This window comes from Halobium salinum, assembly GCF_026586625.1.
Lineage (GTDB): Archaea > Halobacteriota > Halobacteria > Halobacteriales > Haloferacaceae > Halobium > Halobium salinum.
The window spans coordinates 1,080,477-1,092,552 of the sequence record NZ_JAODIW010000006.1 but is presented as its reverse complement, the minus strand read 5'-3'; the positions used below and the strand labels follow the sequence as shown (position 1 = coordinate 1,092,552).

Genomic DNA, 12,076 nt, shown 5'->3' with positions numbered 1-12,076 from the left:
GCGCCTCGGCTCACTCACTCCGTTCGTTCGCCTCCGGTGCTTGCTTCGTCAGCTACCGCCGAGACGACGGCCCCTTTCGAAGTCCCACCTACAGCACAGCCTCACACCTCCCCAGCCTCCGGACGGCCGCCACGGGAGCGGCCGCGGTCCTTCGCGCGAGAGCCGACGCGACACAGAGGTCGCGTCGGCGCGCGCCGCCGCGACTCAGCCACTGGCGTCGCCGACGACGGTGCCGCCGGCTGCAAGCGGGACCTTCGGTCCCGCACGGCTCCCTACTCCCGGCTCACTCCAGCGCGTCCACCACCACGGAAGACTCCCAAACATCCGCGAACTCTCGGTACAGGTGCGCCAGCGCGGCGCGGTGATTCTCCTCCGCCGTCAACGACACGTCGCCCGGCCCCTCGCGGGCGAACGTCGCCGTCGCGTCCGAGACGAGCACCACGTCGAACCCCCGGTTCTCGGCCATCCGCGTCGTCGTCGACACGCAGTGGTCGGTCGTCAGCCCGCAGACGACGAGCGTCCCCACGCCGCGCCCGGTCAGCCACTCCTCCAGACCGGTCCCGGCGAACGCGCCGTTCACCCGCTTGACGACGGTGTGTTCGTCCTCCTCCGGCTCCAGTCCCGGCTTCCAGTCGAATCCCGGCCCGTCGCCGCGGAGCGGCGAGTCGGCCTCCTGTGAGTCGTGGCGAACGTGGACGACCGGCCGGCCGGACTCGCGCCATCCGACGAGGAGGTCGGCGGCGCGGCTCTCTGCGTCGGGATTGTTGCGCTCGCCCCAGACGGCGTCGTCGAAGCCGACCTGGAAGTCGACGAGGACGAGCGCGGCGTCGGGTGGGAGGTCGAGGTCGTCCGCGTTCGGCGTCGTCGCCTCCGAACCCGCGCTCGAATCCGCCACGCCTCAGTCCCCCAAGACCGCCCACTGCTCGGGGACGGTCGCCTTCGGGTGTTGGCGGGTCACCCGCAGCGGACACTCGTCGGGCGCCTGGTCGGGGTCCCCCGAGAGGAGGTACTGCGGCCACTCGCGGTCGCCATCGACGCCCCAGTCACCGATGTCGGCGTGGGGACAGACCGCGTCGTAGGCCTCAATGCGGGACTGGATGACCTCGCGGGCGTGCTGGCCCGCTTCGGTGTCGGCCGTGATGCCGTCGAACAGCGCCCGCGGTTGGAACGTGATTTCGAGGCCGACCGGGCAGTACCGACTCATCCGAGCGTCGTAGAACGGCGCCCGACAGGTCGGGAACATCGGCGTCCCGGCGAAGCAGAACTCCCAGCGCGAGTCGTCGGGGTCGGTCGGGATGTCCGCCGGCCACGGCTCGGGGTCGTGGACGTGGAGGAACTCGAGGACGTTCCAGAGGCGCTCGTGGTAGTCCGCCTCGGTCGTCACCTCGGGGTCGGGCCGGAAGAAGGCGACGAGGGGCGACGGGGCGTCACGCTTGGGGAAGCGGTCGAGATACTCGAGCAGGGTGCGCCGGAGGGTGAACAGCGCGTCGGGGTGCGTCGTCGACTCGACGAAGGTGTAGAAGTTGTCGCCCGCCCGTTCTGACTCGACGCCGAAGTAACAGGGGAACGGCTCGCCGTCGCGCTCGCCGAGCATCCCCTCGCGGAAGGAGTCGTAGTGCTCGACAGCCCAGTCGGGGAGGTAACCCGCCGTCTGTCGGTCGTGGAGCGTCTCCTGGTCGAGGAGCGCTCCGGTCTCCGCCTCGTTCATACCGGTACGCGGGACCGGAGGGTTATCGCGGTTACGCCTCGGCGCGGAGGGGACCACACCCAGTGGCGTCGGGCCGGGCCGCCCAGTGTCGGTAGTCGTCCGTCGACCAGTGTCTATCCCGGTTAGGCAACCGACGAACGAGCGTATTGAAGAAAAATTCTCTTCGGTATCTTCTATTGGTGGCTTCAATCCAAACATACTAAGTCAGGTGACTCCTACTGACCGGTACGCGATATGGCACGACAGAATCCGTCGACCTCGTCGGCGACCGACGGCGGCACCGTCTCGGTGTCACAGGTGATGGACCGCATCCCGGTGGGGCGCTACCACCGCAAACTGCTCGCCATCTGTGGGAGCGCGTGGGCGTTCGACGGGATGGAGGTCATCATCATCAGCTTCACCCTCCCCGTTCTCATCGGCGCGTGGGGGCTCTCCGGGTTCGCGGCCGGCCTGCTCGGCGCCGCGAGCCTGATGGGGATGATCGTCGGCAACTGGGGCTGGGGCTGGTACGCCGACCGCTACGGCCGTAAAGGGGCGTTCCAGTGGACCGTCCTCACCTACTCGCTGTTTGCCGGGCTGACGGCGTTCGCGACGGGGTTCGGCTCCGGGTTCGCCCTGCGATTCCTCACCGGCGTCGGCCTCGGCGGCGCGCTCGCGGTCGACACCTCCTACCTCTCGGAACACCTGCCGACCGACCGGCGGGGCCGCTACCTCGTCTACCTCGACGCGTTCTGGCCCATCGGCAACATCCTCGCGGTCGCCCTCGCGTGGACGTTCCTCGCCGCGTTGCCCGGCGAGGCTGGCACCATCGCGGTTCCCGTCCTCGGTGAGGTCGCTGGCTGGCGGCTCCTGTTCGCGAGTTCGGCGTTCCCCGCCCTGCTCGTGTTCGTCATCCGTTCTCAGCTCCGCGAGACGCCGTACTTCCTCGCCCGCACGGGCGACGTGGCGGGCGCGAACGAGCGCATCCGCGAAATCGCCGAGGCGAACGGCGAGGAGTACACCCCCATCGACGCCGCCGACGTGCGGGAGACGCCCGCCGCGGACTTCTCGCGGCTGTTCGAGGCCGACATCAGAACGCAGACCGTGATGATCGCCGCCGCGTGGTTCGCCATCAACTTCGGCTACTACGGCGTGTTCATCTGGCTGCCCCAGACCGTCGGCGCGGCGAACGTCGTCGGCAACGTCTACCTCTACTTCGTGCTCATCGGGCTGGTGCAGATTCCGGGGTACTTCAGCGCCGCGTACCTCGTCGAGAAGGTCGGCCGCAAGGCGACGCTCGGCTCGTACCTCCTCCTCTCGGGGGTGTTCACGTTCGTCTTCGCGGCGGCGATGCCGGGCGTTGGCCTGTTCGGCCTCGGACTCTCCGGCTTCTGGCCGTTCTTCGGCGGCCTGCTCGCGGCGAGTTTCTTCACCCTCGGCGCGTGGGGCGCCATCTACGCCTACACCCCAGAACTGTTCCCGACCGAGGCCCGCGCGACGGGTAACGGGTTCGCGGGCGGCGTCGGCAAGATCGCGGCCGTCGTCGGCCCCATCCTGGCCGGCGCGCTCGTCACCGACGGCTACCTGCTCGCGCTGACCCCCCTCGCCGTGGCGTTCGTCCTCGGCGGGCTCGTCGTTCTCGCGTTCGGCCGCGAGACGATGGGCGAGCCGCTGTTCTGAGTCCGGTCCATCCCCCCTTTTCGCCCGCCGTCCCGGACGACCCGCTTAAACCGTTCTCCAGTACGATAGGTATTTCCGGCGGGGGCAACTTATATAAGGACGAGCGGTTTCACCCGTCTCGGATTCACCATCATCACCCCACGGAGGGGATTCCATCATGGACGACACATCCAAATACCTCATTCACGCGGCGATCACGGCAGACGGCGTCGTCGAGCGGAGCGACGTCGTCGGTGCCGTCTTCGGGCAGACCGAGGGGTTGCTCGGGGACGACCTCGACCTCCGCGACCTCCAGCAGTCCTCGAAAGTCGGGCGTATCGACGTCGAAATCGGCAGCGAGAACGGCCAGTCCTTCGGCGAAATCACCATCGCCAGCAGCCTCGACAAGGTCGAGACGGCCATCCTCGCCGCCGCCCTCGAGACTATCAGTCGGGTCGGCCCCTGCCGCGCCCGGGTCGAAGTCACCGAGGTCGAGGACGTGCGCGCCGCCAAACGGCGTGAGGTCGTCGACCGCGCGAAGGAGCTGCTCGGCGAGGCGTTCGACGACAGCGTGATGAGCTCCCGGGAGATACTCGACGAGGTCCGCGAGTCGGTCCGCGTCGAGGACATCACCGAGTACGCCGGCTACCCGGCCGGCCCCCACGTCGAGAGCTCCGACGCCGTCATCGTCGTCGAGGGGCGTGCGGACGTGCTCACCCTCCTGCGCTACGGCATCAAGAACGCCGTCGCCGTCGAGGGGACGAACGTCCCCGACGCGGTCGCGGCCCTGTCGGAGGAGCGCAACGTCACCGCCTTCCTCGACGGCGACCGCGGCGGGAAGCTCATCCTCCGCGAACTCGCGCAGGTCGGGGACGTGGACTACGTCGCCTTCGCCCCCGAGGGTCGCTCCGTCGAGGACCTCGCCCGCCACGAGGTGATGACGGCCCTGCGCGGGAAGGTACCGTACGAGCGCTACGTCGCCGACGAGGGCGTCGAGGTCGAAAGCGACGAGGGGACCGCGGCGGCCGCCACCGCCGACACGCCGCCCGACCCCTCGACGGCCGTCGCGGCCACGGACGGGAGCGCCACGCCCGCCCCGGAGGAACCCACGGACCCTCGGACGGAGTCGCCGGAGACGACTGACGCTCCCGCGACTCCCACCCCCGACTCGGAGACCGAAACCGAGACCGACGAGCCCACCGGCGGCGGCTCGGCCGGTGACGAGTCGACCGGCGACGAACCGAACGGCGAATCGACCCCGGAAGCCGACGAGTCCGGTGACGGCGACGCCGAGACGACTGCCGAGACCGAAGCCGGGGTCGACTCGGCGTCGGCCGCCGGCAACGAACCGGACGACCCCGACCGGCCCCCGACGCTCGCCGAGCACGTCGAGCAGGTCGTCGACGCCGATTCCGGGCTCGTACGGCTGCTCGACGCCGACCTCGGGACGGTCGACGAGGCGTCGGTCGGCGACGCCTTCGACGCGGTCCGCGACGCAGACCCCGTCCCGCACGTCGTCGTCGTCGACGGCGAGTTGACTCAGCGCGTGCTCGACGTGGCCGCCCAGCGCGGCGTCGCCCACGTCGTCGCCCGCTCGACCGGCGAGTTCGTGAAGAAGCCGGTGAGCGTGCGGATTCGGACGGCCGACCAGCTGAAAGTGGACTGACGGGACGTTCGTCCGCCGGACACGTCGACGCCGGGAGCGAAGTCCCGCTCACCGGGCCGCACAGACCGGCCCGCCACCGGCCGAGTTCTTCGCGGAGACGCTGAACGCCGCTGTCAGCCCCTTGTCCACCGGGTCGGGCACCTCGGCGACCCACGCGTACTCGCCGGGGTGCAGGTCGACGTGGACGTACTGGGTGACCGGCTCCCCGTCGAGCAGGTCCGGCGTGAGAACCGTCTCCGCCCCGCCGAGAAACGGCCCCGGTTCGGTCCCGTCGGACACCAGCCCGTCGGCCGTCATCCAGTTCGTCCAGTCGTTCACCGCGTCGACGGTGGTGTCGGCCAGCGACACGAGGTGGGCATCGTGGCCAAGGTCCTTCGAGGCGACCCCCATCGACGACAACTGCTCGCTGTGTGGCGCTCCAACGACCCTCACGTACCGCGACGGCTGGCTCTTCCTCTCCTGTACGGCCTGTGAGGGGTTCTTCGGCGACCGGGAGGATTTCCCGCCGGGGACGAACATCGCGACGACGTTCGACCCGGGTGGCGCCGCCGGTCGCGAACCCCTCGAGATGCTCCGTGCGGCCCGTCTCCGCGCGCAGTGGGCCTTCGAGTGTTCCCTCGAAGGGGTGTGTAACACCTGCTCGGGCCCCATCGAGGCCCGGCTCGACTGCTGTCCCGACCACGCCTCGGATGGTGTCTGTCCGACCTGTGAGCGCCGGAAACGCGCCATGGCACAGTTCACGTGCCCCGTCTGCAAGCAGCATCGCGAGTGTTCGCCCTGGGGTGCCTGCCTGCTCCACCCGGCGGTGGTCGCGTTCTTCTACGACCGCGACGTCCTGCTGACACACAGCCCCGCCGGCGTCGGCGAACCCACCCGCGCATCGCGCTGAAGACCGACGCGGCGGTCGAGGAGGAACTCGTCTCGACCGACCCGCCGCGGGTTCGCATCACGTTCGGGTACGACGGGGACGAACTGGAACTGACGGTCGGCGACACGCTCGCGGTCACGGACGTGAGCCGACCTGCCTGAGTCGAAGCGGGGTCAGACGCTCGGGCGCGAACCGCTCACCGGCCGTCCGTCGTCTCGGCTTCCCGCTCCCGCGACACCGACCGCGACAACACCAACGCCGGCCCGCCTGCGAAGTACCCCTCGCGCTCCTCGACGACCTCGAAGCCGTACCCCTCGTACAGCGCCAGCGCGGCGTCGTTGTCCGGAGCGACGGCGATGGTCACCTCGTCGCCCGGCGGGAGGGAGTCGAACAGCGCGTCGAGCAGCGCCGTGGCGCGCCCCTCCCGGCGGTGGTTCTCGCCGACGACGAGTTCGGCGACGTGGGCGCCGTCGCCGTGGGCCGGGAGGAGGTAGCCGACCGGCCGTCCCCCCGCCGTGGAGACGAGCACGTCGCCGACGACGACGCCGTAGTCGAGGAGTTCGGGACTGCGCTCGGGGAGGCGTCGCTGGAGGTCGACGAGGGTCGGGCGGTCGGCGGTGGTCGCCCGGCGAATCTCGGCACCTCCGGCCGGTTCTCTCGAAGCGCCCGTCACGGAACCACCACGAACAGGGCGACGAGCGTGGCGGCGACGGCGCCCGCGAGCGTCGCGAGGAAGTTCACGGCCTCGTTGCCGACGCGGTCGCCCTCGACGAGCGCGCCGAGGAGGCTGTCGACGGTCATCCCCACCACGCCGCCGACGAGGACGACCCCGGCGCCGAGGAGGTCGACGCGCTCGAACAGCGCGAAGGCGATGAGCGCGACGAGCGCGGCGCCGGCGACGCCCGCGAGTTCGCCCTGCCACGTCACACCGCCGTCGGTGCCGGGTTCCACGCGTTCGAGGGAGGTGATGAGTCGGGGCGTGTCGAAGAGGCCGCCGATCTCCGAGGAGAGGGTGTCGCTCATCGCCGCCGCGAGCGAGCCGGCGAACGCGAAGAGAAACAGCGTGGCGTCGACCGGGAGGCCGGCGCTGGCGGCGTAGGCGAGGACGGCCGCGAGGGCGACCGCGGAGTTGCCGAGTACGTTGCCCGTGCCGCGGGCGCCCTCGTTCTCCTCGGCGACGCCGCGGCTCAGCTTCGCGTCGTAGCGGAACTTCGTCGAGAGGCCGCCGACCGCGAAGAAGGTGATGAGGACGGCGAACCAGCCGACGCCGCCGAGGACGATAGTCAGCAGGCTGAGGAGGACGCCGGTGAGCATCCCCTCGATGGAGGCCGTCTGGAGCACGTAGGAGACGATGCCGAGGCCGACGGTGACCGCGAGCGCGACCGCGACACCGGTCGTCGTCACGTTCGTCGGGAGGTAGCTGAGAAACCACAGGAGCAGCCCGACCGAGAGCATCACGAGCGGGTCGTCGCGTTCGAACAGCATCGACCGGAGGAGCGCGGCCGTCAGCGCCCCGGCGGCGGCGAGAAAGGCGGCGTCGGCGACGGTCACCGTGACGACGGGACCGGCTCCGGCCCCGGCGTCGATGCCGGCGACACGGCCGACCGTCGAGACGACAAGCTGACCGAGGAACGCCGCGAGAAAGCCGACGACGGTGAAGCCGGCGGCAGAGAGGAAGGGGTCGTCGCGGACCGTCTGGACCAGTCGCTCGCCGAGGTTCCCGTAGCCGAGAACGAGCACGCCCGCGACGAAGGCGTAGACGGGGAGCGGTGCCCCAGTCTCCCGGGAGAACTGCGGAGCCGTCGCGAACAGCGACAGCCCGGCCGCCGCCAGCGAGAACCCGAGGAGGCCGTTGAGCCGGCCGTCCTCGCGGTCGCCGACGCGGGCGAACAGTTCGAACAGGGGTCCGTCGTCGACGAGGAACGCGACCGCGGCGACGGCGCCGAACGCGACGGCGATTCCGACGCCGAGCGGCGCCGCGGCGAGCGAGAGCGTCCCCACGGCGGCGAACCCGCCGGCACGACGGAGTGGGGTCGTCACGCCCGGAGATTCCGCAGAGGGCCACTTAACCCTCCCGACACGAAGCCGTTTAGGCGTTCGACCGCGACGTGCGGCCGTGGGACTGTACGACGCCTACCTCGCCGTCCGCCACCGCCGACACGACGCGCCGCCCCCGGCTCACGTCGCCGTCGTCATCACGGAGCGTGACCTGCTGGAGAACGGCGCCTACGACACCCTCGCGGAGTTTCTCGACTGGGCGTTCGAGTACGGCGCCGACCGCGTCACCATCTCCGTCTCGGTGCTCGACGAGGCCGTCGTCCCGACGCTCGAACGCGAACTCCGGGAGGTCGACGCCCCGCGGTCCGTCGCCGTCCGGAGCCCGGGCGACACCGAACGCGCCGACGCGCCCATCCAGGTGAGCATCGGCCTCGGCGGCAAGCGCGAGTTCGCGGAGGCCGTCCGGGGGGTCGCCCAGGAGGTCGCCGCCGGCGAGGTCGACCCCGAGGAAATCGACGAGACGGACGTAGAGTCCCGACTCGTCTTCCCCGAGGAGCCGGACCTCGTCATCAAGACCGGCGCCGAACGCCTCTCCGACTTCATGATATGGCAGTCGGTCTACTCGGAACTGTACTTCACCGACGTGAACTGGCGGGACTTCCGCAAACGCGACTACCTCCGGGCGGTGCTCGACTACCAGAACCGCTTGCGGCGGTTCGGACGCTGAACGAAGTGAGGCGTCCGAGCCTCGTCGCGAACGAGGTGAGCGACGGCGGTTCGGGCGTTGAGCGTAGCGAGACGCCCGAAACTCGGTGAGCACAGCTCACCGGTGGTTCGGGCGGTAGGCCGAAACGTGGCGAGCCGTGCTTCCCAGGCTCGGCCGAGACACCGACCCCCGTCTCGGCTCGCCCGACCGACCTCGTCTCCGTACCGAACCGTGTGAAACAGTGACCAACTCTCCCGGGAGTTTATGACAGGTGCACCCATACGACGCGTTGGTCGGTAACACGGCACACTCACTACGGTGATTCCCATGCAATGTACCCAGTGCGGACACGTCAGCGACTGGATCGGCGCCGAGAGCGACTGGAACCCCGTCGGCGAGGGGAGCGCCCACTCGATGTACCAGTGCGGCCAGTGCGGCCACGCACAGCACGGCCGCTGAACGGCCGGTTCGTTCCTGTCCCTCGAACTCGGGACTACTCGACGCCTCGTCGACGCCCGCCAGCCGCCGGCTACTCCGTCGCGTCCTGCCGTTCCAACTCGGCGGACACCTGCTTCGCCCCGCCGCTGGGGAGCTGTTCGCGGAGCCGCGCGGCGACGGTGCTCGCCTCCTCCAGTTCGACGCCCGCGATGGCCCGGACCAGCGCGACGGCCCGTTCGGTGCGGGTGCGCTGCCACGACGCTTCCCGCGACTGGTAGGTGCGGATGCCCCGCAGGAGGTCGACCTTCGAGAACTCCGGCCAGTAGGGCGCACAGAAGTAGACGGCGGCCTCGTTCCCGTTCGCGTGCCACGGGAGGAAGTTGGAGGTACGCTCGTCGCCGCCGGTACGGATGATGAGGTCGACGTCGCGGACGCTCCCGCGGTAGAGCCGGCGTTCGACCTCTTCTGCCGTGACCTCCTCGGGGTCGAGCCCCTCCTCCTTCACGGCGGTCGCCACGTCGCGGGCGGCCCGGAGCAGTTCGTTCCGGCCGCCGTAGGCGAGCGCGACGTTCAGCGTGAGTTCGTCGTAGTCGGCCGTCCGCGCCTCGGCGTAGTCGACGGCCTCGCGGACGCGCTCGGGGAGCCGTTCGATGTCGCCGATGGCGCGGATGCGGATGTTCCCGTCGTGGACGCGCTCGGCGTCCGCGAACTCGTACAGCTTGTCCTCGATGAGGTCGAAGAGCGGTTCGCGCTCCTCGGGCGGGCGCTCGAAGTTCTCCGTCGAGAAGGTGTAGAGGGTGAGCTCCTCGACGCCGAGCTCCTTGCACCACTCGGAGACCTGCTCGGTGGTCCGGGCGCCGGCGCGGTGGCCCTCCGGCGCGTCGTCCCCCTGACTGCGGGCGTAGCGGCGGTTGCCGTCCTGGATGATGGCGACGTGACTCGGACCCTCGCCCACCTCCCCCTCCCGGTGGAGCAGTCGCTCGTAGGCCCTGACGAACCCCGACCGCGCCCGACGCAACATACCCGCACCGTCGCCGTCGGGGTTGATGTGTCTTGTGCAACGGACGACGGCTGGCCGACGCGGGCCGTCGTCGGAGGGGCCTCGGAGGTGACCGGACGTCGACGGCTGCGGCGCGACCCCCGCCGACGAACCGCCACCCGTATTACCGACCGGCGGCCACCGTAGGCCATGAGCGACACGCTCGACGACGACCTCTACCGCCGGACGAAGGCGCTGCTCGAACCCGGCGACATCCAGCTCAACGGGCTCATCGTCCACACCGACCTCGGGAGCGACGAGGACCTCGAGATGCACGAACTCACCGTCGAGCTCAACGACGCCATCGCCGAGCACGCCGGCAAGGGCGAGACGTACATCTACGCTGGCAACGACGACACGAACTTCGCGTCGAACCAGTTCCACGGCCTGACACTGGAGGACGACGAGTTCGTCTGGGAGTGTCAACAGCTGCTGCGCGAGGGGACGTTCGACATCGTGTTCTACTACGAGGCCGACGCCGACCAGGACGCCCTCGTCGCCGACGTGGAAGAGCGCGGCTACCGCGTCACGAGCGTCCTCGGCGACTGAACGACGCGCCCGCGGTCGGCCGGCATGCAACCTGGGGCGGCGTCCACACACTTGTCGAAAAATCTGTATGTGACGAAGATTTATGTACTGGGGGTGCTTCGCTTCGCGTGCTTCTCACCAGGGATGGGAAGTCCGGGAGTCGTCGGGTGGTCCAGCGGGGACCGGGGGAAACGCACCTGACGCCCCACGCCGCATCGAGTCGTCGAGCGGCGGCTCCGAGACGCTTATCCCGCGTCCGTCCCGAGCCTCGCGTATGCAACGCGAACGGGTCGACGCCGACCTCTCCACGCTCGACCGCGCCGTCCTCAACGCCTTCCAGGGCGGGTTCCCGGTCGTCGAACGCCCCTTCGAGCCGGCCGCCGCCGCCCTGCGCGAACGCGGCGTCGAGGTGTCGGCGGTCGAGCTCTGTGCCCGCGTCCGCGACCTCGACGAGCGCGGCGTCCTCTCGCGGTTCGGCGCGCTCGTCAACGCCGAGGAAATCGGCGGCGCGGCGACGCTCGTCGCCACCCACGCCCCGCCCGAGCGCTTCGACGAGCACGCCGAACTCGTCAACGCCCACCGCGAGGTCGCACACAACTACGAGCGCGCCCATCCGCACCTCAACATGTGGTTCGTCGTCTCGGTCGCCGACCCCGACCGCGTCGACGAGGTGCTCGCCGAAATCGAGGAGGAGACGGGCGAGGAGACGTACAACCTCCCCAAGGAGCGGGAGTTCCGCGTCGAGGCGAAGTTCCTCCTCGACGGTCCCATCCCCGACGGCAACGTAAACCTCTCTGACCTCGGTCCCGCGGTCGAGCGCTCCGGCCGCGACTCGCTCACCCCCGAGGAGCGCGACCTCGTCCTGGAGATTCAGGGCGGACTCCCGGTCACGGAGACCCCCTACGCCGACGTGGCCGACGCGCTCGGCACGGACACCGAGTGGGTCGTCCGGACCATAAAACGGTTCGAGCGGGAGGGGAAGGTCCGCCGCGTCGGGGTCGTCCCCAACCACTACGCGCTCGGCTACACGGAGAACGGGATGACCGTCTGGGACGTCCCCGACGACCTCGTCGCCGAGGTCGGTCCCGAAATCGCCTCGCTGGACTTCGTCACCCACTGCTATCAGCGCCCGCGCCACGAGGGCGTCTGGCCGTACAACTTCTTCGCGATGACCCACGGCCGAAGCGAGGCGGAGAGCGGGGAGCGCATCGAACAGGTGCGCGACCGGATGGCCGACTTCTGGGCGGTAGACGAGGAACCGGCCACGGAGGCCGACGGCGAGTCGAACTGGGACACGCTGTTCTCGACGCGCATCCTGAAGAAGACGGGCATCAGGCTGGACGAGCGCGCCGCGGCGAACACCTTGGAGTGAATCGTTTCGGGATGAGCAGGAATCGTCATCGGGCCATTCACCGAAGCCGTGATGCACGCGAAAGCCCCCCGGCTCTCGGGTCGGGGGCCTCGCCGTGCTCCTCAGTCGCTCGCGT

The 12,076-nt window shown here is 69.9% G+C and carries 13 protein-coding genes; 7 read left to right on the top strand and 6 right to left on the bottom strand.

Features of this window, described 5'->3' with window-relative positions; translation table 11 throughout:
* Positions 1-283: 283 nt before the first annotated feature.
* Positions 284-895: a cysteine hydrolase family protein gene (locus N5095_RS08810; RefSeq protein WP_267622401.1), complete on the bottom strand. Its 612-nt coding sequence runs from the start codon at positions 893-895 to the stop codon at positions 284-286.
* Between the two features lie 3 nt (positions 896-898).
* Positions 899-1,708, bottom strand: coding sequence for a YqcI/YcgG family protein (locus N5095_RS08805; protein WP_267622400.1), 810 nt, complete (start codon positions 1,706-1,708; stop codon positions 899-901).
* 234 nt (positions 1,709-1,942) lie between these two features.
* Between N5095_RS08805 and N5095_RS08800 the strand changes: the two genes are divergently transcribed.
* Both N5095_RS08800 and dnaG read left to right on the top strand, forming a co-directional pair.
* The gene (locus tag N5095_RS08800) at positions 1,943-3,367 is read left to right on the top strand and encodes an MFS transporter (RefSeq protein WP_267622399.1); all 1,425 of its coding nucleotides are present in this window, start codon (positions 1,943-1,945) and stop codon (positions 3,365-3,367) included.
* Positions 3,368-3,524: 157 nt separating this feature from the next.
* The gene (dnaG, locus tag N5095_RS08795) at positions 3,525-5,012 is read left to right on the top strand and encodes a DNA primase DnaG (protein ID WP_267622398.1); all 1,488 of its coding nucleotides are present in this window, start codon (positions 3,525-3,527) and stop codon (positions 5,010-5,012) included.
* A gap of 48 nt (positions 5,013-5,060) precedes the next feature.
* Here dnaG and N5095_RS08790 read toward each other — a convergent pair whose 3' ends face one another.
* The gene (locus tag N5095_RS08790; protein ID WP_267622397.1) at positions 5,061-5,360 is read right to left on the bottom strand and encodes a hypothetical protein; all 300 of its coding nucleotides are present in this window, start codon (positions 5,358-5,360) and stop codon (positions 5,061-5,063) included.
* On the opposite strand from N5095_RS08790, the gene N5095_RS08785 reads away from it, so the two are divergent.
* On the top strand, positions 5,344-5,901 hold the full coding sequence (locus tag N5095_RS08785) for a DUF7351 domain-containing protein (RefSeq protein ID WP_267622396.1): 558 nt from the start codon (positions 5,344-5,346) through the stop codon (positions 5,899-5,901). The genes N5095_RS08790 and N5095_RS08785 overlap by 17 nt on opposite strands.
* A 175-nt stretch (positions 5,902-6,076) precedes the next feature.
* Here N5095_RS08785 and N5095_RS08780 read toward each other — a convergent pair whose 3' ends face one another.
* Positions 6,077-6,553, bottom strand: coding sequence for a GNAT family N-acetyltransferase (locus N5095_RS08780; RefSeq protein ID WP_267622395.1), 477 nt, complete (start codon positions 6,551-6,553; stop codon positions 6,077-6,079).
* The gene (locus tag N5095_RS08775) at positions 6,550-7,920 is read right to left on the bottom strand and encodes a DUF92 domain-containing protein (RefSeq protein ID WP_267622394.1); all 1,371 of its coding nucleotides are present in this window, start codon (positions 7,918-7,920) and stop codon (positions 6,550-6,552) included. The genes N5095_RS08780 and N5095_RS08775 overlap by 4 nt, the downstream gene beginning before the upstream one ends.
* 76 nt (positions 7,921-7,996) lie before the next feature.
* Here N5095_RS08775 and N5095_RS08770 point away from each other — a divergent pair, with 76 nt between their 5' ends.
* Both N5095_RS08770 and N5095_RS08765 read left to right on the top strand, forming a co-directional pair.
* Positions 7,997-8,605, top strand: coding sequence for an undecaprenyl diphosphate synthase family protein (locus tag N5095_RS08770; RefSeq protein WP_267622393.1), 609 nt, complete (start codon positions 7,997-7,999; stop codon positions 8,603-8,605).
* Positions 8,606-8,911: 306 nt separating this feature from the next.
* Complete coding sequence (locus N5095_RS08765; RefSeq protein ID WP_267622392.1) at positions 8,912-9,043, top strand: hypothetical protein; 132 nt, start codon at positions 8,912-8,914, stop codon at positions 9,041-9,043.
* 70 nt (positions 9,044-9,113) lie between these two features.
* On the opposite strand, the gene uppS is transcribed toward N5095_RS08765, so the two are convergent.
* Positions 9,114-10,043 (bottom strand): polyprenyl diphosphate synthase, encoded by a 930-nt coding sequence (gene uppS / locus N5095_RS08760; protein ID WP_267622391.1) that lies wholly within the window; start codon positions 10,041-10,043, stop codon positions 9,114-9,116.
* Between the two features lie 168 nt (positions 10,044-10,211).
* Here uppS and N5095_RS08755 point away from each other — a divergent pair, with 168 nt between their 5' ends.
* Entirely contained in the window at positions 10,212-10,610 is a 399-nt protein-coding gene (locus tag N5095_RS08755; RefSeq protein ID WP_267622390.1) for a DUF5778 family protein, read from the top strand.
* Between the two features lie 253 nt (positions 10,611-10,863).
* On the top strand, positions 10,864-11,961 hold the full coding sequence (ahbB, locus tag N5095_RS08750) for a siroheme decarboxylase subunit beta (protein WP_267622389.1): 1,098 nt from the start codon (positions 10,864-10,866) through the stop codon (positions 11,959-11,961).
* The last annotated feature ends 115 nt before the right edge of the window (positions 11,962-12,076 follow it).